Below are 25,958 nucleotides of genomic sequence, written 5' to 3'. Positions count from 1 at the left end.
CGTTCCATTTCGCCAGCGACTTCAGGACAGTATCGAAGTCGCGGCATCCAGCGCGTCGCGTCCGACGCCTACGCGTCCGGAGCGATCTCGTAGGACGAGTTGTAGGACGCGGCGACGACGAAAGCCACCGTCAGCGGCGGGACGGGCCGGCCGGCGACGGGCGGACGGCCGCGGGATGCGGTCCGCCTCGCCCGTCGCGCCGGCTTCCCGGCCACGCGGGCAAGGCGGGACCGGACGTCGTCAGGCCGCCTCGCGCCAATGCGGCTGGAGCTGCTTGTGGGGCCACACGGCGGGGATGAGGCGAGGTTCGGCCAGGCCCGCCAGCTCGTTGGCGAAGCCGTGGTTCACGTCGCGGTGATGGGCTTCGTCGGCGCGGACGACCTCCACCACGTCGCGAAGCGTCGCGTCGGCCGGCAGGTTCCAGTAGCGCACCGCGACGGCGGGAGCGGGGACGTTCTCCGAGCGACCCTCGTCGATCTCCGCGAGGTAGTGGGTGTAGCTGATCACCGCCTCTTCCTCGAAGTAGCCGACGACCCGATGCGCCGTCCTGGGCGAGATCAGATAGAGGCCGAAGAAGAACAGGTAGAAGATCCACTGCGCGGCCAGGACCACGAAGCGCTCGAAGGCGGTGGGCTTGGCGACCTCGATGAAGGTCATGAGGTGCATGCGCTCGTTTTCGGCCTCGTCCATGAGCGTCTTGATCCACCCGCGATCGTCGCACATGCGGCGAAGGCACTTCAGGTGGTTGAGGGTGGCGCCCACCATGCCTGGAACCGCCGCGACGGTCTCGAGGACTACCGCCCGGTGGCCGTAGCGCTTCGCGAAGAACGTGTCGGCGCAGAAGCGCAGCGCCTTGACGAATCCGTAGGCCAGGCGGTCGGAAACACCGCGCGGACGATGGGCGACAGCAAGGTCGACGGCAGGCTTCAGCATGGGATACTCCGGTTACCGCAGGCCGCGAACGCCGCGGCTCTGCGGGAGGGGGAGTAGCGCCGATGGCGCCCCCGTCGCCATTCGGGTGCGCTCCATAGGTATTGGCACGGAGGCGGCGAAGCGGCGGTCGCGCGGCGGGCGCGTCACTTCGCTCCGGGCGTGTTCCGCTCCGGGCCGGCGCCGGGACCGGGTAAGGCGAAGGCGACGTAGGCGGACCCCTTCAGCCCCTTGGGATCGCGCTGCCCGCTGGTCGCGATGACGACGAACTGGCGGCCGTTCGCCTGGTAGGTCGCCGGAGTCGCGGCGCCTGCGTAGGGCAGGAGCGCCTGCCACAGCAGCTTGCCGGTCCTGGCGTCGAACGCCCGCAGCTTGCGGTCGCGGATCGTGGCGCCGATGAACAGGAGCCCGCTGGCCGTGACGATGGGACCGCCGTAGTTCTCCGATCCGGTGTCGCGCACGCCCTGGGACGCCAGCTCTGGGTATTCTCCGAGCGGGATGCGCCAGAGGTACGCGCCCGTGTTCAGGTCGATGGCGTTGAGCGTGCCCCAGGGCGGCTCCACGGCGGGGTAGCCGTCCGGGTCGAGGAACTTGCGATAGCCCGTGAACGTGAAGCGGCGCGGCGCCGCCGGAACCGGCCCGGAGAGTTCGCGGCCCGGCTCGCCGGCCTGGTCGAGGAGGTGGTCGAGGAGCCGGTCCAGCGCCTGTCGGCCGATCTGCGGAAAGCCGGGCATCCGCCCTCGCCCCTGCACGACGATGCTCTCGATCTCCTGGCGGGAGAGGCGCTGGCGCAGACCCGCCAGGCTCGGGAAGCCGGGCGCGCCCTCGCGCTCGGCGCCGTGGCAGTTCGCGCACTGGCTCCGGTAGAGCGCCGCGGCGGGATCCTCCGCGGGTCCGGCGCCGGCCAGGCCGCCGGTCCAGGCGATGTCGTTGCTGTTGATATAGATGACGCCCCGGCGCCGATCGGCGGCCGGACCGCCCCATTCCGCGCCGCCGTCGAAGCCCGGGAACACGACGGTCTGGGCGCCCACGGCCAGCGGGGTGAACGGCCCGCCGTTCCGAAGGCGCGCAAACTCGGCCCTGGCGGCGGCCGCCGCCTGCGGCGTGCGCCGCGTCAGCATCTCCGCGGTCAGCGCCTGCCGCGCAAACGGCAGCGGGAGCGTGGGGTGCGGCTGGCTGGGCGCGGCGTGTTCGCCCGGGACGTCGCTGGGCGACGCGGATCGCTCTTCGACGGGGAACAGGGGCCGGCCGGACACCCGGTCGAAGAGGTAGAGGACCCCCTGCTTGGTGGGCTGCGCGACCGCGTCGACGGCGCGGCCGTTCCGCCGCACCGTCAGCAACAGCGGCGGAGAGGGGAAGTCGCGATCCCAGATGTCATGCCTGACCGCCTGGAAGTGCCAGAGCCTCCGCCCGGTCGCCGCGTCCAGCGCGACCAGCGAATTGGCGAACAGGTTGTCGCCGCGGCGATCGCCCCCGTAGAAGTCGTCGACCGCCGAGCCGGTCGGCGCGTAGACGATGCCGCGTCGCGCATCCAGCGCCATGCCGGCCCAGGCGTTGGCGCCGCCGGCCGTCGAGCCGGCGTCCCTGGGCCATGTCTCCGATCCCGCCTCGCCGGGCCGCGGCAGGAGGTTGAAGGTCCATACGAGACGGCCGCTCCGGACGTCGTAGGCGCGCACCGCGCCGGGCGCCGCCGGCGCGGTCTCGGAGGTCCGGAACCCCACGATCAGCAGGTCGCGGTAGATCACGCCGGGCGTCGTCATGAACACCGGGAGCGTCGCAGGATCGCGGCCGAGCCCTTCCCGGAGGTCTATCGTTCCCCCGACCCCGAACTCGGCCGCGGGCCGGCCGGTCTGCGGGTCGAGCGCGGTCAGGAAGGACCCGTGGCTCGTGAACAGCCGCCGCCGGGCGCCGTCCCGCCAGTAGCTCAGGCCGCGGACCGGCTGGCGGTTCCGGATCCGGGGCGCATGGGTCCAGAGTTCGCGGCCCGAGCCGGCGTCGAGGGCGAAGACGACCTGATCCGGCGTCACGCCGTAGAGCACGCCGTCCACGATCAGCGGCGAGGTCTGCAGGTCGCCCGGCCCGGTCGCGTACCGCCAGACCTCCCGCAGCCCGGCCACGTTGCCGGGGGCGATCTGACGGAGGGACGAGTAGCGGTCGCCCTGCGGGTTGCCGCCGTATGCCGGCCAGTCGGCCGCGCCCGAGGCCGCCAGGGCGCAACCTCCGAGCAGCGTCGCCGCCAGGGCGGCGCCAGCCCGAACCGCCGCCGCGCGGCGGCTCCGCCAAGGCGCTCGGACCTTCCCGCGCACGTCAGCGCTCGCCGCCGAAGCGGTAGCGCAACCGCACGCCGAACATGCGCGGCTCGCCATAGCTGTAGCTGGTGTAGCCGTTCGTCTCGAACGCCGCGCTCAGGGCCACCACATAGTCCTTGTTCAGGATGTTGGTCGCGAAGATGGCCGCGTCCCAGCCGCTGCCCGCGACGTCGTTCCACTCGGCGCCCGCGGAGAGAAGACCGTACGACGGGATGACGCCGTCGCGAAGCGAGGTGTTGCCCGCGTCGTCGCGCCAGGACCAGTTGGCGAACACTGAGCCCTCGCCCGCGGACGGCGGCAGCGGGAGGCGGTGGCGGGCGTTCAGGCCGTACTGATGCACCGGGCGGTTCGCGGTCTCCTGGGCGCGGAGGCTGGCGGCGTTCGCACCCGGCGCGAACTTCGTGTAGGCGAAGTCGATGTAGCTGAGGAAGCCACCGACCTGCAGATCCGGCGTCAGGTTCGCGGTCGCCTCCAGTTCCCCGCCGTTGATGCGCGCCGCCCCGGCGTTGCTGGTCGAGTTGAACTGCTGGCCGTTCACGAACCGGACCTCGGTCACCTGGATGTCGCTGTAGTCCTGGTGGTAGAGGGCGATGTTGGTCCGGATCGGAACGGACCCCACGCGCCAGTCGGCCTTGAGTCCGACTTCGTAGTCGGTGACGTACTCCGGATCGAAGAAACGGTTGTCCGTGACGATGTTCGGATTGAGGGCGTTGTATCCGCCGGCGCGGTAGCCGCGGCGGCTGACCCCGTACACCATCACCTGCGGCGTCGCCTGCCAGTCCAGCCCCACGGTCCAGGTCGGCGCCTCGGTCCTCGTGTCGCCCGTCAGCGTGCAGCGGGCGTCCGCGGAGGCCGGCGGATTGACGCAGACCCCGGCGGCGTTCAGCCCCCGCGACTGGGCGAAGCGACGGTCCCAGGTGTAACGGAACCCGCCGGTGAACTTCAGGCCCTCCACGAGGTCGCCCAGGTCATAGGTGCCCTGGGTGTAGAGGCCCTTGCTCTCGGAGCCGAAGCGAGACGCGTTGATGACGGTCGCGCCGAACGTGATCGCCGGCCGGTTGTAGAAGCCCGGGGTCGGATTCTTGAGGTAGAGCCCGCCTACGATCCAGTCGAGACGCCCGTCGAAGGCGACCCCATGGATCTGGAGTTCCTCGCTGTACTGGTTGAACCGGAAGGTTTCGCCCGGCGGCTGAGCGAACTCGCTGACGGGGAACGGCGAGCCGTCGGCTTCGAGCGAATACTGCCTGTGGGCCGACATGTACCCGAATATGTTCTTCACCGAGATGTTTTCGGAGACTTCGAATTCGGTGACGTTCGTCAGGAACGTGTATTTTCGAGTAGACGAATTGTCCAGGCTGCTGGCGATGCGGGTACGGATACCCAGCGCCTGCTGCTGCGCGAACTGCGCGGCCAGACCGGGATAGCGGACGGCGGCGTTTCCAGCGGGATTGAGGCGGTGCAGAACATAGGACGTGCCGTTGTTCTCGGAATCCAGGTGCTCCAGGGTCAGCGTGTTGGTAACGCTGTCGGAGGCGCGCCAGGACAGCGTGCCCCGGAGCGACCAGTAGTTCACGTCGTCCATCCGCAAGCCCCCCGGATGGCTGGGTTCGGCGAGCAGCCTGGTGAAGCCCTTGCGGTCCTGGGCCCTGGCGGCGAGCCGCAGCACGAGCTTCTCGCCGGCCAGCGGCACGTTGAGCGCGGCGTCGAGTTCGCGGTTCGCGTAGTTTCCGACGCCGACCTGGATCCTGCCGCCGAACTCCGGCCCCGGCCGTTGCGTCTGAAGCAGGATGGCGCCGCCGACGGAGTTGCGGCCGAACAGCGTGCCCTGCGGCCCCTTGAGCACCTGGACGTTCTGGAGGTCCATGTAGAGGCCCGGCCCGGCGACGGACTGGCCGAGCTGGTCGTAGGGGATGGGCACCTCGTTGAGGTAGATCAGCACGCCCGGCAGGCTGGCCTGCTGGCCCGTGCCCTGGCCGCGGATGCTGACGGAGACGTTGTCCCGCGTCTGACCCTGACTGGAGAGGCCCGGCACGGCGCGCTCGAGTTCGACCACGGACTGGATGTTCTGCCGCGCCAGGGCCGCCGCCGAGACCACCGATACCGCGACGGGGACCTTCTGCAGCGCCTCCTCCCGCCGCCGGGCGGTCACAACGACCTCCTCGATGGCGCCGGCCGCGGTCTCGTCGCCCGCGTCGGCCGTCTCGGCGGCGAGCGCCGGCAGCGCCGACGAAAGCAGCAACAGGGATGCCGGCGTGGCGAGCAGATGCCGAATCGTCATGATGGTTTCCTCTCCTGTCCGGCCGCCCGGGAGCGGGCCGGTTGTGAAAATTGGGCTTGTGGATCCGGCCTGCGCGCGCCGGGCCGACGCCGTCTCAGCGGAGCTCGACCTCCACCTGCGCGATCCGTCCCTCGAACCGCGACGGCAGCGGCATGGCGCGGCTCACGGGCGAGATCCGGGCTTCGCCGACGCTGAAGCTGGCCGCGTCGTAGGCCGGGTCGGTGATCGGGCCGAGAGGACCGTTGGCGACCTGCCGGCCGTTGACGAAGAGTGCGCCCTGCCCGGAGAACGGGGCCCCCGGCGCGGCGGCGCCGTGCATCTCGAAGCGGATCCGGACCTCGCCGTCCGGCAGCGGACCGGGCGCCTCGAGGCGCACGCGGCGGCGGCCGGCGGCGTTGTTCTCATAGACGACGCGTCCGTCCCGCACATAGAGGACGAACCCGCCCAGGCGGCTGCCGTGGCTGACCAGCACGCCGCTGGGCGCGCCGTGAACCTCGGCCGTGACCTCGATGGCGTGCGGCCGGCTCAGGCTCGGAAGCGCCCGATAGCTGGTCCACGGGGCGCCCGGGAAGTAGACGAAGGACGTGCGCCCGGCGATCGGCGAGGGCGGGGCGTAGCGCACGTTGGGCGTCTCGATCGGGTACACGCCGTTGCGGCGGGCTTCCGCGTCGAACGCGGCCTGGAGCTCCTTCAGCTTGCCCGGACGGGCCGCGGCGAGGTCCTGCGCCTGGCTGAAGTCATGCGCGACGTCGTAGAGTTCCCACGTCTGGGCGCCCGGCGCCGGGCCGCGGCGGATGTTCTCGCCGAGGTTCTGGCCGACCATCCGAACGCCGGCCACCCAGCCGTCGCGGTAGATCGCGCGGCTGCCCCAGTTCTCGAAGTACTGCGTGCGCCGCGGCGAGGCGGCCCGCGCGTCGGCGAAGGTGCGCAGCAGGCTCACGCCGTCGAGGGCGGTCTGCGCGATCCCGTCGATCGGTCTGCGCGGATCGATCCCGGCCGCGTCGTACACCGTGGCGGCGATGTCCGTGGCGTAGGCGAACTGGGTTCGGACCTCGCCCCGCCCGGCGATGCGGCGGGGCCACGACGCCACCAGCGGCGCGCGCGTGCCGCCCCAATGCGACGCGATGCCCTTGGTCCACTGGAACGGCGTGCTGTTCATCCAGGCCCAGCCGGCCGCGTAGGCGTTCAGGTGGTCGGGCCCGCCCAGCTCGTCGATCTGCGCGAGCTGCTCGGCGACCGGGGTCGGCGGGGCGTGGGTGTCGTTGGAGCCCAGGACGCCGTCCATCGCGCTGGCGCCGTTGTCGCTGGCCACATACAGGATGAGCGTGTTCTCGCCGTCCGGCCGGCTGCGGACCGCCTGGATCAGGCGACCGATCTCGGCGTCGGTGTGGGCGAGGAACGCGGCGTAGACCTCCATCTGCCGCGCGGCGAGCCGTTGCTCGTCGGGCGACAGCGCCGACCACGCCGGGATCTCCGGCGGCCGGGGCGTCAGGCGGGCCTCGGAGGGGATGACGCCGAGCTGCTTCTGACGCTCGAACGTCTCCTGCCGGAGCACGTCCCAGCCGCGGTCGAACCGCCCCTTGTAGCGCGCGATCCAGTCGGCCGGCACATGGTGCGGCTTGTGCGGCGCGCCGGGGGCGAAATAGAGGAAGTAGGGCCGCTCGGGGGCGAAGGCGCGCTGCGTCCTCAGCCACTGGACCGCCTCGTCGGTGATGTCGGTCGTGAGGTGATAGCCCTGCTCCGCGGTGCGGGGGGGCGTGACCGGCGCGGTGTCGCGGTAGAGCGGCGGCTCCCACTGGCTGACCTCGCCGATCATGAAGCCGTAGAAGTGCTCGAAGCCCAGGCCCGTCGGCCATCGGTCGAAGGGCCCGGTCGGGGTGAGTTCCCAGTAGGGCGTGTTGTGCCACTTGCCGAACGCCGCCGTGCTGTAGCCGGCGCGCCGCAGCACCTCGGCGATGGACGCCGACTCCCGAGGCCACACGCCGTTGTAGCCGGCATAGGGCCGGTAGGCTTCCGGGGTGCTTCCGAACCCGACGCGATGCTGGTTGCGACCCGACAGCAGGGCGGCGCGCGTGGGCGAGCAGATCGCGCTGACGTTGAACGAGGTGTAGCGCAATCCCTCCTGCGCGAGCCGGGACAGGGTCGGCGTATCGGCGAAGCCGCCGAAGGTCGTCGAGGCTGCGTAGCCGGCGTCGTCCAGCAGGATGAGGACGACGTTCGGCGCGTCAGCCGCCCGGATCGGACGTCCCGCCACGGCCGGCGACGGCGACGCCATGACCTGGCCGTGGGCGCCGATCGAAGGCGCGCCGGCCAGGCAGGCGGCAAGCAACAGCGATCCTGCGCGAAAAGCCTGCGCCCCCCGCATCCCTTCCTCCCCCGACAGGTAGCTCGGAACCGGGCGGGCTTCTTCAGAACCGCGTCGCCGGCCGAATGATGTAATCCATTACATGCCAACCTTCCGCAGACCCGACAATAAGCCCGCCGGAGCGAGGCTGCGGCGGCGAGCGCCCGAAATCCGGGGCTGGAGACGGTGTGCGCGGAACGTCTGCTCGGATCGCCATCTCAGCGTCCTGCGCACCCGGACCTGGACGCCGGAGGGAAATTCCGGAAGCAAAATAATCAGTTATATCCCGGATCAGGCGCGCGCCGTCCTTCGCGCGACGGCATCGTCCGCTTCCCGCCCGCCCCGAGAGGGCGCGTTCCAGGGCCGCCGTCGCGGGGCCACAAAATGGGTAAACTAGGGGTCGGCGCGCCTGCCGACGGGCCCGCGGGGGCCGTCCGGATCAGGCCCGGCCCGGCCGCGCGGCCGCGTCGTCGATGCGTTCCCACCGCCGGGTCGCCCCGACCCGCGCGAGCGCGCGGAAGACGCGACGCAGGTTCATTTCGCTCGGCGCGGCAAGTTGCGGCATCACGGTCTCGGCCATGACGTCCCGGCGCAGCATCAGGCCGCCGTCCTGCAGGCTGCAGATGCCGCAGCGGCTCAGCCCGTGGAAACGCCGCCTGACCGTTTCGGGCGAGAGGCCGAGGAGCCGCGCGACCCGGCCCGGCCGCAAGGGCTGCGCCCCCTCGCCTTCGGCGGCCGTCGCGTCCTCGTCGCCGGGATCGTCGAAATCCATGCGCAGGACACACAGGAGGATCAGCGCGTCGCGCGAGTCGCCGGCCCAGGCTTGCAGATACGGAAGCATCCGCAGGTAGTAATCCCCGGCAAGCCGCCCCATGGCCCGCAGGGGAACGGCCCTGGACGCCGGTTCGGAATCCGGAAGATCGCTCGTCACAAAGAAGTCGCTGGCGCGGAGGCGCAGGTAGGTCCGGTGAAGCGCACGGTCGAGGGCGGTCAGCACCGCCCTGTGGCCCTGGGTTTCGTAGGTCTTGGCCGGCACGACCAGGCCCCGCGATGTCGCGACCAGCTTCTGCGCCTCGCAGAGCCTCGCCACCCGGCGGCGAACGGTCTCGAACGGAAGGCCGAGCGTCCGGCTCAGGGCCGCGACGCGGATCGGACGCCGCACGTCGTCGCCCGGGTTCGTCGGCCACCCCGCGTAGCGGAGCTGACGCTCGTGGTCGGTGACGATCGGTCCCAGATTGGACTGGGCGACGGCGAGCCGGATCAGGGCGTCCAGCGAGTCGAGTTCGCGCCGCCCGAGCACGACCATCTCGAACATCAGGTCCCAGGCGGCCGTGCAGCCGAACGCCGGATCCTCCGGTCGAACAGGCCTCCCCATCGTCGAACGGCCCCCCGCTGCCCGGCCCGCGCCGGCCTGCCGCAGCGCGCCATCGTGCCTCAGCGCGCCGCACGGGTCGAGGCCGAGGTGCGACCCCCGCGGATCGGCGACCGTTCGACCGGGGGATGGCTGCGGGACGCCCGCGCAGCCATCCGCTGGTTCGCCGGCGCCTACTTCCGGCCGAGCAGCCCGGACGCCAGGCTTCCGAGCAGGTCGGACCCGCCCTGTTCCTTCAGCATCTCCGCGAACCGGCCGAGCGAGCCTTCGCCGCCGATATGACCGATGATCTCCTGCATCTTCTCCAGCGGCAGGCCGGTCGTGGCGGCCGCGGCTTCGGCCGTGTCGCCCGGCTCATGATGGGCGACGCCCAGGGCCTTGACCGCCTGCTCGACGTGTTCCGGCGAAAGGCCGATCTTCTGGGCCAGGTTCTCGATGTCGACGTTCTCGGCGAGCTGTCCGAGCAGTCCGTTGATAAGGCTCATGTCCCACTCCTCTGGAAGGTAGCGCCGCACCTTAGCGACATGGCCACGCCGCGCGCAGCCTGTCGCGTCGAAAATCCGTGTGTCGCTTCGCCGCGCGCGCGGTTCGCGCCCGGGAGACCGTCCGGCGCGGCCCGCAGGGGTCCGCTCAGGGCGTCCCCTGCCGGAAGGGCTGGCAGTCGCCCGCGAGGTGGTCGATCAGCGCCCGGATCGACGGCAGCAGCCCCCGGCGGGAGGGGAACACGGCATGGACCGGGAGGTTGGGCGAGGCCCATTGCGGCAGCAGCGTGACCAGGCGGCCGGCGAGGCGGTCGGCCTCGATCATAAGGTTGGGCATCTGCACGATGCCGAGTCCGGCCAGCGCGCCGGCGCGCAGGGCGGCCAGGTCGTCGGAAACCAGGCGAGGCTTTGCCGGGATCAGCGCCGTCGCGCCGCTCTCGTGGGTCAGCACCCACTCGACATGGTCGGCCGCGCCGTTCACGAGGGCCGTTCCGAGGCCGATGGCCGGCATGCCCGTGAGGTCGGACGGGGTCGCCGGCGGCGGCCGATCCGCCAGCAGCGCGGGAGACGCGACCAGGCACTGGCTGACCTCGCCCAGCTTGCGCATGACGAGACTGCCGGACTGGGGGCCGGGTTCGCCGGTCCGGATCACCACGTCGAAGCCTTCGCGGATGATATCGACCGGGCGGTTGTAGGCCTTGAGCTGAATACGGACCTTGGGACTCGCCGCCATGAACCCGGCGACGGCCGCGCCCATGCGATAGGCGATCAGGCCCGGCGGACAGGCGATGCGGATGAGCCCGGCCGGCTCGGCGCGGATGGCGTCGATCGCTTCCTGCGCCGCCTCGGCCTCCACCAGCATCGCGAGGCAATGCTGGTAGTACGACTGGCCGATGTCGGTGACCGAGAACTTGCGGGTCGAGCGCTGGATCAGCCGCACGCCCAGCCGCTCCTCCAGCGCGGCGATGCGGCGGCTCAGCTTCGACTTCTGCATGCCGAGCGCGCGGGCGGCCGGGGCGAAGCCCTGATGCTCGACCACTTTGACCAGGTAGGCGAGGTCGTTCAGGTCGTTCATCGTTGCATGAATAGGACACAGAGTCCGGGACGACAATCTACCGGCCCCATCGTTCCGCCCCCATTGTCTCTCGCGACGCTGCGCCCCCGATCGGACGCGGCAATGGAGACAAGCCATGAAGACGATCCTGGGCCGTTACTCGAACCCCAACCGGCATTGGGTGGGCGACGGCTTCCCGGTGCGCTCGCTGTTCTCGTACAACACGCTCGGCGCGCACATCAGCCCGTTCCTGCTGCTCGACTTCGCCGGGCCGCACTACTTCGAGCCGGGCGTCACGCCGCGCGGCGTGGGAGAACATCCGCACCGCGGCTTCGAGACCGTGACGGTGGTCTACGAAGGCGAAGTCGCGCACCGTGACTCCACCGGCAAGGGCGGCGTCATCCGCCCCGGCGACGTCCAGTGGATGACGGCCGCGAGCGGCATCCTGCACGAGGAGTTCCACTCGGAGGGCTTCACCAAGTCGGGCGGCCCGTTCCGGATGGTCCAGCTCTGGGTCAACCTGCCCGCGAAGGACAAGATGAGCCCGCCGGGCTATCAGGCGATCACCTCCGCCGACATCCCCGTGGTGTGCCTTGCCGGCGAAGCGGGCAAGGCGCGGATCATCGCCGGCGAGTTCGACGGGATCAAAGGGCCGGCCCGGACCTTCACGCCGATCAACATGTGGGACCTGCGGCTCGCCGCGGGAGCCTCGCTCACGCTCGACCTGCCGGAAGGGCACACCGCCGCCCTGGTCGTGCTGTCTGGCCACGTCACGGTCGGCGGCAGCCAGGCCGCGGGCGAGGCCGAGATGGTGCTGCTCTCGCGCGACGGCGCCGGCGTCGCCATCGAGGCGGACGGCGACGCGACGGTCCTGGTCCTTTCCGGCGAGCCGATCGACGAGCCGATCGCCGGCTACGGCCCGTTCGTGATGAACAGCGAGGCCGAGATCCGCGAGGCCATCGCCGACTTCAACAGCGGCAAGTTCGGCGAGATGGAGCCGGCTTGACCCTATCGGGCTCCGGCGCGTTCCACCGCCGGGGCCCGACCCCTTCAACCGAGAAAAAGGAAAGAAGACCCGATATGACCAGCGAAACGCGCCGCGACCCGGCATCCGACCGCCTGCTGACGCCGGAGAATTCAGCCTTCATCATCATCGACTACCAGCCGATCCAGGTCTCCTCGATCCGTTCGGTCGACAAGCGCGAGCTGGTGTTCAACATCGTCAGCACCGCCAAGGCGGCGGTGAACTACAAGCTGCCGATCGTTCACTCGACCGTGAACGTGCAGTCGGGCCGCAACAAGCCGCCGATCCCCGAGATCCAGGAGGTCCTCGGCCATCTGCCGACCTACGACCGCACCACGATCAACAGTTGGGAGGACGTCGAGTTCAAGGCGGCGGTCGAGGCCACCGGCCGCAGGAAGCTGATCATGACCGCCCTGTGGACCGAGGCCTGCCTCGCCTTCCCTGCGCTCGACGCGCTGGCCGAAGGCTACGAGGTCTATGTCGTCGTCGACGCGGTGGGCGGCACCTCGCTCCAGGCGCACGAGGCGGCGCTGCGCCGCATCGAGCAGGCCGGCGGCAAGCTCATCAGCAAGACCCAGCTCTACTGCGAACTCCAGCGCGACTGGAACCGCGAGGAGACCGTCCCCGGGTTCATGCACGTCTTCCAGAACTGGGACGGCTCGAACCCCGAGAAGGACTTCAAGGGCTGAGGCCCTCAACCCGACCCACAAGGAGAACCCCATGTCCCCACCCGCCAACTTCGGCGGCGCCCGCCCCGTCATCGACCCCGACGACGCGGCCATGCTGCTGATCGACCACCAGAGCGGCCTGTTCCAGACCGTCGCCGACATGCCGATGCCGGTGCTGCGCAATCACGCCGCGGCGCTCGCCACGATGGCCACGCTCTGCAAGCTGCCGGTGATCACCACCGCCTCGGTGCCCCAGGGACCGAACGGCCCGATGATCCCCGAAATCCACGCGAACGCCCCGCACGCGCAGTACGTCGCGCGCAAGGGCGAGATCAACGCCTGGGACAATCCCGACTTCGTCGCGGCCGTCGAGGCGACAGGGCGCAGGACGCTGATCATCGCCGGCACGATCACGTCGGTGTGCATGGCGTTCCCCTCGATCAGCGCCGTCGACGCCGGCTACAAGGTGTTCGCCGTGGTGGATGCCTCGGGCACCTATTCGAAGATGGCGCAGGAGATCACCCTCGCCCGGGTCGTGCAGGCCGGCGTCGTCCCGATCGACACCGCCGCCGTCGCCTCCGAGCTCCAGAAGACCTGGCATCGCGAGGACGCAGCGGAGTGGGCGCAGGTCTACACGAAGATCTTCCCGCCCTATCAGTTGCTGATCGAGAGCTACGGCAAGGCCCAGGACGTGGTGACCCACCACGAACAGCTCGACTCGGCCCGGGCCTAGAGGCGCAGAAGGGTCCAGCGACGCGGGCCGCCCGACCACGGGCGGCCCGCAACCGCAGGGATCGCCCGCAGCCCGGCCGGCGGGTCGTCCCCGATCTTGCGGCCGGGGCTCATTTCGCTATGCGCATGGCTGGAGGCCGCGCCGGACGCGCGAGCGATGATCCGCAAGGGCTGGGTTTGGACAGGCGCTATTCCTTCTGGATTGACCGCGGGGGCACCTTCACCGACGTGATCGGCCGCGCCGACGACGGGGCCGAGACCTCCCTGAAGCTGCTGTCGGCGTCGCCGGCCTACGAGGATGCGGCGGTCGAGGCCATGCGACGGATCCTCGGCGCCGCAGCGGGCGCCCCCTTCCCCGCCGACCGGGTCGAGGCGATCAAGATGGGCACGACGGTGGCCACCAACGCACTGCTGGAGCGGCGGGGCGCGAGGACGCTGTTCGTGACCACCGAGGGGTTCGCCGACGCGCTGGCGATCGGCGACCAGGCGCGGCCCGACCTGTTCGCGCTCAACATCGAGAAGCCGCCGCCGCTGTACGCCGGCGTCGTCGAGGCGCGCGAGCGGCTGGCGGCCGACGGATCGGTGGCGACGCCCTTCGACGGCGAGGCGCTGCGGGCGAAGCTGGCGGCCGCCGTGGCCGACGGCTTCGAGGCCGCCGCCATCGCCTTCCTGCACGCCGACCTGAACCCGGCGCACGAGCAGGCCGCGGGCGAGATCGCGCGGGCGGCGGGCTTCGCGTTCGTGGCGCTGTCGAGCGAGGTGTCGCCCCTGCCCCGGTTCGTGCCGCGGGCGGAGACGACGGTCGCGGACGCCTACCTGACGCCCGTGCTGCAGGCCTATGTCCGGCGAGTCGCCGACGCTGTCGCAGACGCGCCGCTCTACTTCATGACCTCGGCCGGCGGGCTGGTGCGGGCCGAGGCGTTCCGGGGCCGCGACGCGGTGGTGTCGGGACCGGCGGGCGGCGTGGTCGGCGTGGCGCGGACCGCGGCTGCGGCGCGGTCCGCGGCGGTGCTGGGCTTCGACATGGGCGGGACGTCGACCGACGTGTGCCGCTTTGCGGGACGCCTCGAGCGGCGCGATGCGGCCCGCGTGGCGGGCGTGAAGCTGCGCAGCCCCATGCTGGACGTGGAGACCGTGGCGGCCGGCGGCGGCTCGGTCCTGGCGTTCGACGGGATGCGGGCGCGGGCGGGGCCGGCGAGCGCGGGCGCCGATCCGGGCCCGGCCTGTTACGGCCGCGGCGGGCCGGCGGCGGTGACGGATGCGAACCTGGTGCTGGGGCGACTGGACCCGCGGTTCTTCCCGAGCGTGTTCGGCGCTGCGGGCGACGCGCCACTGGATCCGGCGGCGAGCCGGGCGCGGCTGGCGGCGCTGGCGCAGGCGATGGGCGCCGGGGTCGAAGCGGCGGCCGAGGGCTTCGTCGCCGTGGCGGTCGAGCAGATGGCGCAGGCGGTGCGGCGCATCTCCACCGAGCGGGGGTTCGATCCGCGCGAGCACGCGCTGGTCGCGTTCGGCGGCGCGGCGGGCCAGGTCGCGTGCCAGACCGCCGAGGCGCTGGGCGTGGATGAGGTGCTGTGCCCCAGGTACGGCTCGGTGCTGTCGGCGTGGGGCATCGGGCAGGCGCAGGTGACGGCGCTGCGGCAGGCGGGCGTCGAGGTTCCGCTGGCGGACGGACTGGCGGCGGCGGAGACGGCGCTCGCGGACCTGCAGGCCGGGGTGCTAGCCGACCTGGCGGCGCAGGGCGCGGGCACCGGCGCGGTCCGGCGGACGCTGCGCCTGCGCTATGACGGGGCGGATGCGGAGCTGCCGGTGGCGCTGTCGGACGCGGCGAGCGCCAGGGCCGCGTTCGAGGCGGCGCACCAGCGGCTGTTCGGGTTCGTGGAGCCTGAGCGTCCGATCCTGATCGCAGCGGTCGAGGCCGAGGCCATCTCCAACACGGCTGATCCCCGCGAAGACGGGGCCCCAGGCTTGTCTTCTTCATCTGCGGCCGCCGCGTCGGACGCCCGACAAGAAAGCCTGGGCCCCCGCCTTCGCGGGGATGAGCGGGTGAGGATGTATGCGCTCGGCGCCTGGCATCAGGCGCCCGTTGTCGGCGCCGCAACGCTCGCGCAGATCGACGGCCCCGCGCTGGTCGTGCGGGCCGACACCCAGATCGCCGTGCTTCCGGGCTGGCGCGCCAGCGCCGAGGCCGACGGCCTCGTCCGCCTCGCCCGCACCGCCGCCGTCGCGCGGAAAGCCATCGCGCTCGACAAGGCCGACCCGGTGACGCTGGAGCTCTTCAACCGGCGCTTCATGGGCGTGGCCGAGGCGATGGGCGCGGCGCTGGAGCGCACGGCCCACTCTGTCAACATCAAGGAGCGGCTCGACTTCTCGTGCGCGCTCTTCGACGCCGACGGCGGACTGGTGGCGAATGCACCGCACATGCCAGTCCACCTCGGTTCGATGGGCGCTTCCGTGCGGGCCGTCCGCGACCGCCATCCGGACCTGAAGCCCGGCCAGGCCTTCGCGCTGAACAACCCCTATGCCGGCGGCACGCACCTGCCCGACATCACCGTCGTCATGCCGGTGTTCATGGCGCAGGGCGACACGCAGGCCAGCTTCTACGTCGCCGCCCGCGGCCACCACGCCGACGTGGGCGGCATCCAGCCCGGCTCGATGCCGCCCTTCTCGCACACCATCGACGAGGAGGGCGTGATGCTGGACGCGCTCCCGATCATGCGGGAAGGCCGCTTCCTCGACGCCGAGGTGCGCGCCGCGCTGGCGCAAGGCCCCTGGCCCGCGCGCGCGCCCGACCGCAACCTCGCCGACCTCAAGGCCCAGGTCGCGTCGTGCCAGGCCGGCGGCGCGGCGGTGGCAGAGATGATCCGGACCTATGGCGCGGACGCCGTCGCCCGCTACATGGGCTTCGTCCAGGCCAACGCCGCCGAGGCGGTGCGCCGGGCCGTGGGCAAGCTGGTCGACGGTCGCGCCGCGACCCCGATCGACGGCGGCGGCGAGATCGCGGTCGTCACCACGGTCGACGCGGCGGCCCGCACGGCCACGCTCGACTTCACCGGCAGTTCCGACCAGTTGGACTCGAACTTCAACGGCCCCTCGGCGATCGTCGACGCCGCCGCGCTCTACGTCTTCCGGACACTGGTGGACGACGACATACCGCTGAACGCCGGCTGCCTGGAGCCGCTGAAGGTGATGACGCGGCCGGGCTCGCTGCTGGCGCCGCGCCCGCCGGCCGCCGTCGTCGCCGGCAACGTCGAGACCAGCCAGCACATCGTCGACGCGCTCTACGCCGCGCTCGGCGTCATGGCCAACGGCCAGGGCACGATGAACAACTTCACGTTCGGGGACGCGCAGCGGCAGTACTACGAGACCATCTGCGGCGGCGCCGGGGCGACCGCCGCCGCCGACGGGGCAAGCGCCGTCCACATCCACATGACCAACTCGCGGCTCACCGATCCTGAGATCCTGGAGCGACGCTTCCCGGTCCGCGTGGAGGCGTTCGGCGTGCGGCGCGGCTCGGGCGGCGAGGGCGCAAGGCGCGGCGGCGACGGCGCGGTCCGGCGCATCCGCTTCCTGGCGCCGATGGAGGCCGCCCTCCTCTCCTCGCGGCGCGAACACGCGCCCCAGGGCCTGGCCGGCGGCGGGCCGGGAAAACCCGGCCGGCAGCGCTTGATCCGGGCCTCGGGTCAGGCGAATGAACTTCCCGGCTGCTTCTCCGTTACGGTGGAGCTTGGCGACGCCATCGAGATCGAGACGCCGGGCGGCGGCGGTTTCGGGCCGGCCCAAAGCTGACAAGATCGGCCTCCAGAAGGATCCGCATGACGCCCCTCGCCCTCGCCTTCCTCCTGTTCGCGCAAGACCCCGCCGCCACCCCTGCGGCGCCCGCCGAGCCCGTCCCGGCCGTCGAGGAGGACCGCCTGCCGACCGGCGCGCCGAAGGACGACTACCAGTTCGTGGCCTGGTGCTACGGGTCGCTCCGCGGCTACCTCGACATGCATGACGAGATGATGCCCGAGGTGACACGGATAGAGAGGCAGTTTCGCAAGCCGGGCACGTCGCTCGCCGACGACCTCAAGGTCTACGCCGACATGCAGAAGGACGGGCAGGCCAAGCTGAAGTCGTTCCAGTCCGCCCTGACCGCCGCCGAGCGCGCCTCGGTGCGGCCGATCAACGTCCAGGGCGCCGCCGCGGTCCGCGCCGGCCGGATGAGCTGGACCACCGGCCCCGACGTGACCAGGGCGCGCAAGGCCCAGGAGTGGATGAGCTGGGCGCTGCCCGTGCGCTGCGAGCGCGTGTCGGCGCAACTGGAACAGCGGTCGAGGCTGATGGGTTCGGCGCTGAAGGCGAACGCGCCCAGGGACGAGTCCCCGCCGCCGTCAGCCACGGAAGAGCAGGCCGCACCTCCGGAGAAGGCGCCCGCGACCGAGACGCCACCCACCGCGGCGAACTGAGCTGCTCGCGCTGGCCGCCTATCTGACCGCGATCAACGCCGGGACCTTCGCGGCCTTCGCGCTCGACAAGCGGGCGGCGGGCCGGCGGGAGCGGCGGACGCCTGAGCGGACCCTGCTGCTGCTGGCCGCGCTGGGCGGGTCGCCCGCGGCGGTCGCCGCGCAGCAGATGCTCCGCCACAAGACGCGCAAGGAGCCGTTCCGGACGCTGCTCTGGACGATCGTCGCCGCGCAGGCGGCGGTGCTGGCCTTCGCCGCCTACCGGTTCGCGAGGTAGCTGGCGAGGCGCTCCAGGCCCGCGGCGTTCTTCTCGGGCCGCGCGGCGAAACACCAGCGGATCCAGCCCTCGCCCTCCTCGCCGAAGGCCGAGCCGGGCGCGAGCCCCAGGCCCACCTTGTCGATCAGGTCCTTGCAGAGCGCGAGCGAGTCCGCGCAGCCCTCGACGCGGAAGAAGGCGTAGAAGCCGCCGTCGGGCTGGGGCGCCTCGACGCCCGGCATGGCGCGGAGCGCCGTCAGCACCTGGTCGCGGGCGGCCACGAGTTCGGCGCGGACAGAGGCCACGTAGCTGTCGCCGAAGTCCAGCGCGGCCTTGGCGCCTTCCTGCACGAAATCGGGCGCGCAGGAGGTATTGTACTCGATCAGCACGCCCAGCCCGTCCATCAGCTTCGGCGGCACGACCATCCAGCCGAGGCGCCAGCCCGTCATGCGCCAGGCCTTGGAGAAACTGTTGGTCCCGATGATCCGGTCGTCCGGCGTGGTCAAAGGCAGGAACGACGGGGCGGTGGGACGGTCGAAGGTCAGGCGCTCGTAGACGTCGTCGCAGACCAGCCAGATGCCGTGCCGGCGGCACCGTTCCAGGATCGCGGCGCGGTCCTCGGCCGGGATCATCCAGCCGGTCGGGTTGTTCGGCGAGTTGATCACCAGCGCCTTCGTGCCCGGCGTCAGCGCGTCCATCAGCCGGTCGAGATCGAGCCGCCAGCGGCCCTGGGCCGGCTCCAGCGGGACCATGTCGACGCTGGCCGACAGGATCTTCGGGATCTCGGGCACGTTCGGCCAGATCGGCCCCACCTCGACGACCCGGTCGCCCGGCGACACGACGAGCTGGGCGGCGAGCTGGATCGCGTTCACGCCGGCGCTGGTGATGGCCACGCGCCCGGTCCCGACCGGCGTCCGGTGCAGGCGTGTCAGGTAGCCGGAAAGCGAGTCGCGCACGTCGGCGCGCCCGAGGTTGTGGGTGTAGAAGGTGCGCCCCTCGAGCAGGGCCCTGGCCGCCGGCTCACGGATGAAGTCGGGCGTCGGCTGGTCCGACTCGCCGAACCAGAAGGCCAGGATGTCCTCCCGCCCGAGGCCGGCGTTCGCCACCTCGCGGATCCTGGACATGCGGAGGCCCTGGACCTCCGGACGGGGCAGCGTGTCGAACATGTCCGCTGGCTAGCTCACCTTCCGCTTCTGGGCGAGGGCCGTGCAGCTCGCGGCGCCGATCACGCCCTGCTCGTCGTAGAGGCGGCACTCGCCGATGGCGACGCCGTCGGTCGCGCCGTGGCCGGTCACGTCGAAGCCCACCCAGTCGGTCACCGGCTCGCGGTGCAGGTAGATGGTGACGTCGGAGTTGATGTAGCCCAGGCCATGGTCGCCGGAGTTGGCGAAGGGGCTGACGAAGTCTGCGGCGGTGGCCACACGGGCGAAGGGCGTGAAGGGCTCGCCTTCCACCAGGTCGCGGATCTCGGCCATCCAGACACGGCGCGGGTGGCCGGGCGCGCCGAAGTCGCCGGAGATCCGCCGCATGTCCCACATGCCGCCCATCGGCCTCTGCTCCGGCGGCGGCATGTCGGCGGGGCTGGGCGCATCCCAGTTGTCGGGGGCCCACACCTTGCCCGGCGGGTTCTCGGTCCTGCGCAGGAGCTGGCAGGTGGCGCGTCCGGCGCTCTGCCCGCCCGAGATGAACTCGGCGTCGACCACCTTGATGCGGTAGCCGTCCTTGACCACGCGGGTCACCACCTCGACCGGCGACAGGTCGGGCAGCCGGTACATGTCGACCGTCAGGCGTGCGGGCATGTACTCGGGCGTCCGGTACTGGCGCTCGATCTCGGCGCCCAGCAGGCCGATGATCAGCCGGCCGTGCAGCGAGTCTGCGGTCCACGGGCCGATGCCGGCCCGGGTGGGGATGAAGAGGTCGCCCTCTTTTCGAAAGAACGGTTCATGCGCCATGGCGCGCGAACCTGCCGGAACCGATCAGGCTTGGCTAGACGCCGCGGCGGCGCGTTTCTCCTCGCCGCGCGCGAGCACGCTGGTGACGGCCATGTCGTTGGTGACGTTGCCGAGCGTGCGGAAGATGTCAGGGACGACCTCCACGGCCAGGAGGATCGGCAGGAGTTCGATCGGCAGGTTCAGCGCCGCGCAGATCGGGGCGACGCTGATGATGAACGACACCTGGCCCGGCAGCCCGATGGAGCCTACCCCCATGGCCAGCGCCACCAGAATGCCGCTGGTGTACTGCGCGGGGCTGGGCTGGATGCCGTAGACGTGGGCGATGAAGATGCAGACGGCGAGGTTCACGGCCGGGCTGGTCATGCGGAAGATCGCGACGGCCAGCGGCAGGATCAGGTTCGCCACCGGCTCGGGCACGTCGAGTTCGTCGCGCGCGCGTTCGATCATCGCCGGGAGGCACGCCAGCGACGACTGCGTGGCGAAGGCGGTGGCCAGCACAGGCGCGGTGGCCCGCGCCCAGCGGCCGAACGGCACGCGCGCCACCGTCACCGCCATGACGTAGCCCAGCAGCGTGATCATCGCCCCGGCCGACGCGGCGACCACCATGTACTGGCCGATGATCCCGGCGGCGCCCGCGCCGGTGCGCAGGCCGACGCCGAGCGCCAGGCAGAAGACGCCGACGGGCGCGGCCATCAGCACCCAGCGCACGATCACGATCATGGCGTCGCCGAGCGCCTGGAAGACGGCGACCAGCGACTGCGCCGCCGCCTGCTGCAGCCGGGTGATCGCAAAGCCGGTGAAGACCGCGAACACCACCAGCGGCAGGATCTGGTCCTCGGACGCCGCCTTCAGCGGGTTGGACGGCGCCAGGCCTCTCACCCAGGCGGCGAAGTCGGGCGCGGGCGGCGCCTCGGACGCGGCCCCGGCGCCGGCGCGGAGCGCCGCGGCGGCCGTCTCGTCGACCGGCCACAACGCCAGCAGCCCGTTGCACCAGGCGACCGAGAACAGCGCCGAGATCAGCAGCAGGACGCCGAACCAGATCACCGCGCGCACGGCCAGCCGGCCCGTGGCGGCGGCGTCCGCGACCTGGGCGATGCCGGTCACGAGCACCGCGAAGATCAGTGGCACGACCGTCATGCGCAGCGCATTGAGCCAGAGGCCGCCCAGGGATTCGATGCTCTCGATGACGCCCGCCGCGCCCGGTCCGCCTGACGCCGCCGCGACCGCGCCCACGACGAGACCGGCCGTCAGCGCGATCAGCACCTGGAGGCTCAGGGATTTCAGGAACTTCAAGGCCGCGCTCCGCGAGGGACGAAGCGCGATCTGGCCCGTGTCGGCCGCTGCGGGCAATAGCGGAGGTCAGAGGCGCGCGCGCCGCCGGACGATGCCTGGGCTAACCCGGTTGCGGGCGCGTCGTCACCGGAACGTCGCAGATGGAGAAGTTCGGCCCCTTGAGCCGCTGGATGTCAGACACCGCCTTGCGGAACGCGGAGCCGCGTTCGCTGAGGACCTCCAGCCGGGGCCGGTCGGCCGCGGGCAGGTCGGCCATGACGCGGACCTTGAGCATCAGGTCGGGGACCTTCGGCGGCTCGCCCACGGTCACGGCGTTCACCGCCTGCAGACCCGACACGATGCGGCCGACGACCGTGTACTCGTGGTCCAGCCGACGCGCCGGGGCGCGCATGAAGAAGATCTCGGCGTTCGCTGTGCCCGGGTCGGCCTGGCGGCCCATGCCCATCACGCCCGGACAATAGGCGCCCCAGCCGCGAAGCCGGGCGTCGCCGCGGCTCTTCTGCTCGCCGGCCGAGACCGCCTGGAACGGCGTCGCGCCCACGAAGCCCTCGCGCGCGTCGCTGCGGTCGACGACGACGGTGGCGATGGCGGGATCGACGCGGAAGCTGAACTCGGGCGGCAGGTCGGGGTGGGCCGAGGTCCCGCCGTCGCGGTTGTTGGGATTGCCCGTCTGGGCGACGAAGCCGTCGATCACGCGGTGGAACTGCAGGCCGTCGTAGACGTGCTCGCGGGCCAGGAGCTTGATCCGCTCGACACCCTTCGGCGCGAACTCGGGCCGCAGTTCGACGACTGCCTGGCCCCTGGTGGTCGAGATGACGAGGGTGTTGTCGGGGTCGAGCGGACGCCAGTCGGGCTCGGGCGCGGCGCCCAGCAGCATCAGCGCGGCGGCGGCGGTCAGGATTCCACGAAGCATGAGGCCCTCCTGCCCGCAGAGGGGCAGGAGGGCCGCCGCCACGTCAATACTTCCGGCAGAGCAGATCGCGCAGGACGTCGCTGCGGCCGACCGGCTCGCCGTCGGGGCCGATGGCGCGCTCGGCGCGGGCGCTCGAGTCGAAGAACACGGCGCGGCCCAGGCCCTGGCTGCGGCAGAAGGCGTTGGCGCCGCGGTCGCCCGCCGCCACGTCGAACCCGCGCACCGTCGGCCGCGGGAAGAAGACGCTCGTCGCGCCGTCGATCCCGCGCGCGCCGCCGCCCGGGAAGCCGGGACCCGGGCCGGGGCCGGGTCCGGGCCCGCCGGGACGGCCGCCGCCGGCGGGCTCCAGCGACGAGACCTGGGCCATCAGGCCGTAGGTGTGCAGGTTGGGGACGTCGCCGCGGACCTCCTGGCAGCGGCCCTTGAAGTCGTCGTGCTCGCAGACCAGCCAGCGGCCTTCGAAGCGCGCGCTCTGGGCGCGGTCGTTGAAGCGCCACTTGCCGAGGTCGGGCGTCGACTGGGTGATGGTCACCGAACGGCCCTGGTAGTTCGGCAGCTCGTAGAGGGTCGCCGATCCGCCGCGATAAGGCTGAGCCGCGGCGGCGCCCGCGAGGGCCGCGACGGCCAGGGCGGCGGCGAAGAAGGTCTTGGTCATGAGGGTGAGCCTCCACAGCGTGTTGCAGCGTGACAGAAGCGCCGCCGTAATGAACCGCCGCTGAAGGGAACGCCGGCCACGCGCCGCGCTCTCAGCGAAATCATTCCGATTGGGATATAATCTTCTGCATCCAGGCCGATTTATCTGCGGAAATGGAAACCTATCTTGCATCCCGAACGCGGCGCGATGCGCGTCGCAGGGAGACGAACCGATGATCGACAAGAGGCCCTTCGCGCGCCTTGGCGGCGCCGACCACGGCTGGCTCAAGGCCCGCCACCATTTCTCGTTCGCCGGCTATCACGACCCGGACAACATGGGCTGGGGCCCGATCCGGGTGTGGAACGACGACGAGATCGCGCCCAACTCTGGCTTCCCGCCGCACCCGCACGCCGACATGGAGATCGTGACCTACGTCCGAAAGGGCGCGATCACCCATCAGGACAGCCTGGGCAACCACGGCCGGACCGAAGCGGGCGACGTGCAGGTGATGAGCGCCGGCAGCGGCATCCGCCATGCCGAGTACAACCTGGAGCCCGAGACGACGACGCTCTTTCAGATCTGGATCGAGCCCACGGATCGCGGCGGCAAGCCCGGCTGGGGCGCCAGGCCCTTCCCGAAGGGCGACCGGTCCGGACGGTTCGTGACCCTCGCCAGCGGCATCGCCGGCGACGCCGACGCGCTGCCCATCCGCACCGATGCGCGGGTGGCCGGGGCCACGCTGAAGGCCGGCGAGACGACCGAGTACGTGCTGGGAGATGGCCGCCACGCCTACCTGGTGCCGGCGGTCGGCGCCGTGGAGGTCAACGGGGTCCGTCTGGACGCCCGGGACGGCGCGGCGGTGAAGGACGAGGCAGTCCTGCGGATCCGGGCGATCGAGGACGCCGAAGTCGTGCTGGTCGACGCCGCCTAGGCGGCGCGAACCGGGCTCAGGGCTGGGGCGGCCCTGAGCCCACCTTCGCACGTCCGCTTCGAAGGGAGAGCTAGCGGGCGGCGAAGGTCCGGGAGGCGTGCTCGAGCTGGGCGGTGCGCAGAGCGCCCATCTTTTCCTCGAGCTCGACCTTCACGCCGGTCTTGCAGCTATGGCGGGCGGCGACCGTGCGTTCGGGGGAGCAGAACTTGCGGGCCGCAACGTCGGAGCGCTGCTGGTAGGCGGCGACGCCTTCGGGGGTCAGAAGGTTGATGTCGGCCACCTTCACGGTGGTGGCGGCGAGGGCCGAGGCGGGCAGCGCGGCGATGGGGAGGGCCGCGAGCGCCAGCATGGCGACGCCGGAGATCCGGGAAGCGAGGTTCATCCTGGTCATTGTGGTATTCCCTCTCAGCGGTTGTGCTTCCGACGGTGTTGTCCGCCGGCGAGGGAATGAATACTTCCGGACCCGGGCGAAAACCCGTGAATAGGGAGTAATGACGTCGATTTAAGAATATTACGGCGACTTAATACTTTAACGCGGCGTAATGCGGGAACCTGCTCAGTGCGGCCGCGTGGGCTCCACCAGCGTCTGGTGCCACTCGCCGTCGGCGTCGCAGACCAGCACCGGCCAGGGCATGTCGATCAGGCGCATCCAGTCGCCGGCCGCGGCCAGCGCCTCGTCGCGGGTGTCGTAGGCGCCCAGGTCGCCACTTTCGGCGTCCTGCAGGACCCAATGGCCGCTGCGGGCCCGCACGGTGAAGTCGAACATGAACTCTAGCCTCAACCAACGCGCACGGGTTCTCGCGCGATTTGGTTTCGCAATCACGAAGACGCCGGGTCGCAGCCGGTGCGGCGCGTGCGCACAGGAAGCCGACCCCGGAGAGCCCGGCCGACGAGCGATGGCGCCGGGTTCGGCGACCGCGCGAGCGATCACCGATAGGCAGAACGCGTTGCAAGGGCGCCCGCGACAACCCGTCGCACATCCTCTAGAGATTCCGGATTGGGCCCGGATATCCCCCGAGGGTCCAGCGGTGTCGGAGTTGGTACGATGAGCGCCCAGGCGAACCTGGAGGGCCTGCGGGTCCTCGTGGTCGAGGACGAAATGATGGTCTCGATGCTGATCGAGGACATGCTGAGCGACCTCGGCTGCACGGTGGTCGGCCCCGCCTCGCGCCTCGACGAGGCCATGGAGCTGGCCAAGGAGGCCGAACTCGACTGCGCCGTGCTCGACGTGAACCTGGGCGGCCAGCCGATCTTCCCGCTCGCCGATCTCCTGCGTGAGAAGGGCGCACCGTTCGCCTTCGCCACGGGCTATGGCGACGCGGGAATCCGCGATGTCGATCGCGGCTCGCCGGTGCTGCAGAAGCCCTTCCGCGAGGGCGACCTCGCCCGGGTCCTGGGCGAACTCAAGACCCGCGACTAGCGGCCTTAAAGGTAGGGAAAGGCGTGCCCGACCCAGTCGGTCAGGAGCAGGCCCAGCGAGCCTGCCAACGCTGCCGTACACAGCAGGAGTTTCACGTCTTCGTCCCCTCGTCCCGTCGGCATCATCGCCGGCAAGGGAGGAGATAGGGTTAAGCTCGGCCGGAGACTATTCCCGTTTCCGCATAGCTGTTCTGCGGAGCGGCGATCGGCGGAAACGAGACCGCCGGGTCTCAGAGCCCCTTCGCCATCAGCGCCGCCAGCAGCTTGTCGGGCGTGATCGGATAGTCCCGCACCCGCACGCCCGCGGCGTTGTAGATCGCGTTGGCCACCGCGGCGCTGGCGCCCGAGTTCCCGAGTTCGCCCACGCCCTTGATGCCCATCGGGTTCGCCTTGTCGTCCACCTCGTCCAGCATGATGGCGTCGAGGTCGCCGATGTCGGCCTGGACGGGCACGAGGTACTGCGCCAGGTCCTGGTTGATCAGCGAACCGTAGCGCATGTCGACCGAGTTGCCCTCGGTCAGCGCCGCGCCGACGCCCCAGATCATCCCGCCGGTGAGCTGGCTCTTGGCGGTCTTGGCGTTGAGGATGCGGCCGGCGGCGAACACCCCCAGCATGCGGCGCACCCGCACCTCGCCGGTCACCGTATCGACGCCGACCTCGCAGTAGTGGGCGCCGTAGGTCTGGGTGCTCCAGCGCTGGGCGTCCTGAGCGGGCCGGATCTCGCCCTCTACGGTCAGGCCCCCGGGGGCCGCGCGGCGGATGAGGTCGCTGAGCGTCTCCGAGCGGTTCTCCAGGGCGACGACGCCGTCCTGGAACGTCACGGCCTCGGGATCGCCCGCATGCAGCGGTGAGCCGGGATCGCCAGTCGCCATCTCGGCGATGGCCTTGCGCAGGTTCATGCCCGCGGCCAGCGCCGCCGAGCCGG

The 25,958-nt window shown here is 71.3% G+C and carries 23 protein-coding genes; 8 read left to right on the top strand and 15 right to left on the bottom strand.

Translation table 11 applies throughout. The features are described 5' to 3' along the window. Positions 1-240 precede the first annotated feature (240 nt). The 7 genes from JNL41_RS06240 to JNL41_RS06210 form a co-directional block, all read right to left on the bottom strand. The gene (locus tag JNL41_RS06240; protein ID WP_293473412.1) at positions 241-933 is read right to left on the bottom strand and encodes an alternative oxidase; all 693 of its coding nucleotides are present in this window, start codon (positions 931-933) and stop codon (positions 241-243) included. A 143-nt stretch (positions 934-1,076) separates the two neighbouring features. Then, positions 1,077-3,236, bottom strand: coding sequence for a PQQ-binding-like beta-propeller repeat protein (locus tag JNL41_RS06235; RefSeq protein ID WP_293473411.1), 2,160 nt, complete (start codon positions 3,234-3,236; stop codon positions 1,077-1,079). 1 nt (position 3,237) lies between these two features. Further along, positions 3,238-5,517 (bottom strand): TonB-dependent receptor, encoded by a 2,280-nt coding sequence (locus JNL41_RS06230; protein ID WP_293473410.1) that lies wholly within the window; start codon positions 5,515-5,517, stop codon positions 3,238-3,240. A 94-nt stretch (positions 5,518-5,611) separates the two neighbouring features. Beyond that, complete coding sequence (locus JNL41_RS06225) at positions 5,612-7,846, bottom strand: arylsulfatase (protein WP_293473409.1); 2,235 nt, start codon at positions 7,844-7,846, stop codon at positions 5,612-5,614. A 454-nt stretch (positions 7,847-8,300) separates the two neighbouring features. Continuing rightward, on the bottom strand, positions 8,301-9,167 hold the full coding sequence (locus JNL41_RS06220) for a hypothetical protein (protein ID WP_293473408.1): 867 nt from the start codon (positions 9,165-9,167) through the stop codon (positions 8,301-8,303). Positions 9,168-9,406: 239 nt separating this feature from the next. Continuing rightward, entirely contained in the window at positions 9,407-9,718 is a 312-nt protein-coding gene (locus JNL41_RS06215; protein WP_293473407.1) for a hypothetical protein, read from the bottom strand. Positions 9,719-9,863: 145 nt separating this feature from the next. Continuing rightward, positions 9,864-10,790, bottom strand: a complete 927-nt coding sequence (locus JNL41_RS06210) for a LysR substrate-binding domain-containing protein (protein WP_293473406.1) — start codon at positions 10,788-10,790, stop codon at positions 9,864-9,866. Positions 10,791-10,905: 115 nt separating this feature from the next. Here JNL41_RS06210 and JNL41_RS06205 point away from each other — a divergent pair, with 115 nt between their 5' ends. The 6 genes from JNL41_RS06205 to JNL41_RS06180 all read left to right on the top strand — a co-directional run bounded on the left by JNL41_RS06205 (position 10,906) and on the right by JNL41_RS06180 (position 17,912). After that, the gene (locus JNL41_RS06205; protein WP_293473405.1) at positions 10,906-11,775 is read left to right on the top strand and encodes a pirin family protein; all 870 of its coding nucleotides are present in this window, start codon (positions 10,906-10,908) and stop codon (positions 11,773-11,775) included. Between the two features lie 74 nt (positions 11,776-11,849). After that, positions 11,850-12,482 (top strand): hydrolase, encoded by a 633-nt coding sequence (locus JNL41_RS06200; protein ID WP_293473404.1) that lies wholly within the window; start codon positions 11,850-11,852, stop codon positions 12,480-12,482. Positions 12,483-12,513: 31 nt separating this feature from the next. Beyond that, complete coding sequence (locus tag JNL41_RS06195) at positions 12,514-13,194, top strand: isochorismatase family protein (protein ID WP_293473403.1); 681 nt, start codon at positions 12,514-12,516, stop codon at positions 13,192-13,194. 176 nt (positions 13,195-13,370) lie between these two features. Beyond that, positions 13,371-16,979, top strand: a complete 3,609-nt coding sequence (locus JNL41_RS06190) for a hydantoinase B/oxoprolinase family protein (protein ID WP_293473402.1) — start codon at positions 13,371-13,373, stop codon at positions 16,977-16,979. Between the two features lie 26 nt (positions 16,980-17,005). Further along, a complete protein-coding gene (locus JNL41_RS06185; RefSeq protein ID WP_293473401.1) occupies positions 17,006-17,638 on the top strand; it encodes a hypothetical protein in 633 nt (210 codons plus the stop codon). Between the two features lies 1 nt (position 17,639). Then, the gene (locus JNL41_RS06180) at positions 17,640-17,912 is read left to right on the top strand and encodes a DUF1294 domain-containing protein (protein WP_365697896.1); all 273 of its coding nucleotides are present in this window, start codon (positions 17,640-17,642) and stop codon (positions 17,910-17,912) included. Here the strand turns inward: JNL41_RS06180 and JNL41_RS06175 are convergent. The 5 genes from JNL41_RS06175 to JNL41_RS06155 form a co-directional block, all read right to left on the bottom strand. Further along, positions 17,894-19,015 carry a pyridoxal phosphate-dependent aminotransferase gene (locus JNL41_RS06175; protein ID WP_293473400.1) on the bottom strand — a complete coding sequence of 374 codons (1,122 nt, stop codon included), beginning with the start codon at positions 19,013-19,015 and terminating at the stop codon, positions 17,894-17,896. The two genes, JNL41_RS06180 and JNL41_RS06175, sit on opposite strands and share 19 nt — an antisense overlap. A gap of 51 nt (positions 19,016-19,066) precedes the next feature. Beyond that, positions 19,067-19,843, bottom strand: a complete 777-nt coding sequence (locus tag JNL41_RS06170; protein WP_293473399.1) for a thioesterase family protein — start codon at positions 19,841-19,843, stop codon at positions 19,067-19,069. Between the two features lie 24 nt (positions 19,844-19,867). Next, positions 19,868-21,136, bottom strand: a complete 1,269-nt coding sequence (locus JNL41_RS06165; protein WP_293473398.1) for a cation:dicarboxylase symporter family transporter — start codon at positions 21,134-21,136, stop codon at positions 19,868-19,870. A gap of 100 nt (positions 21,137-21,236) precedes the next feature. Further along, positions 21,237-22,049 carry a peptidylprolyl isomerase gene (locus tag JNL41_RS06160; RefSeq protein ID WP_293473397.1) on the bottom strand — a complete coding sequence of 271 codons (813 nt, stop codon included), beginning with the start codon at positions 22,047-22,049 and terminating at the stop codon, positions 21,237-21,239. A gap of 43 nt (positions 22,050-22,092) precedes the next feature. Beyond that, positions 22,093-22,704 carry a beta/gamma crystallin-related protein gene (locus JNL41_RS06155; protein WP_293473396.1) on the bottom strand — a complete coding sequence of 204 codons (612 nt, stop codon included), beginning with the start codon at positions 22,702-22,704 and terminating at the stop codon, positions 22,093-22,095. A 211-nt stretch (positions 22,705-22,915) separates the two neighbouring features. Between JNL41_RS06155 and JNL41_RS06150 the strand changes: the two genes are divergently transcribed. Further along, positions 22,916-23,614 carry a pirin family protein gene (locus JNL41_RS06150; RefSeq protein ID WP_293473395.1) on the top strand — a complete coding sequence of 233 codons (699 nt, stop codon included), beginning with the start codon at positions 22,916-22,918 and terminating at the stop codon, positions 23,612-23,614. 70 nt (positions 23,615-23,684) lie between these two features. On the opposite strand, the gene JNL41_RS06145 is transcribed toward JNL41_RS06150, so the two are convergent. Then, positions 23,685-23,996, bottom strand: a complete 312-nt coding sequence (locus tag JNL41_RS06145; RefSeq protein ID WP_293473394.1) for a UrcA family protein — start codon at positions 23,994-23,996, stop codon at positions 23,685-23,687. A 174-nt stretch (positions 23,997-24,170) separates the two neighbouring features. Then, positions 24,171-24,380, bottom strand: a complete 210-nt coding sequence (locus JNL41_RS06140; protein ID WP_293473393.1) for a hypothetical protein — start codon at positions 24,378-24,380, stop codon at positions 24,171-24,173. A gap of 279 nt (positions 24,381-24,659) precedes the next feature. On the opposite strand from JNL41_RS06140, the gene JNL41_RS06135 reads away from it, so the two are divergent. Next, entirely contained in the window at positions 24,660-25,034 is a 375-nt protein-coding gene (locus JNL41_RS06135; RefSeq protein ID WP_293473392.1) for a response regulator, read from the top strand. A 229-nt stretch (positions 25,035-25,263) separates the two neighbouring features. Here JNL41_RS06135 and JNL41_RS06130 read toward each other — a convergent pair. After that, the coding region (locus JNL41_RS06130; RefSeq protein ID WP_293473391.1) for a molybdopterin cofactor-binding domain-containing protein at positions 25,264-25,958 on the bottom strand (695 nt) is incomplete at its 5' end.

Source organism: Phenylobacterium sp., from assembly GCF_016793285.1.
GTDB lineage: Bacteria > Pseudomonadota > Alphaproteobacteria > Caulobacterales > Caulobacteraceae > Phenylobacterium.
This window is presented reverse-complemented; position numbering and strand designations above follow the sequence as displayed.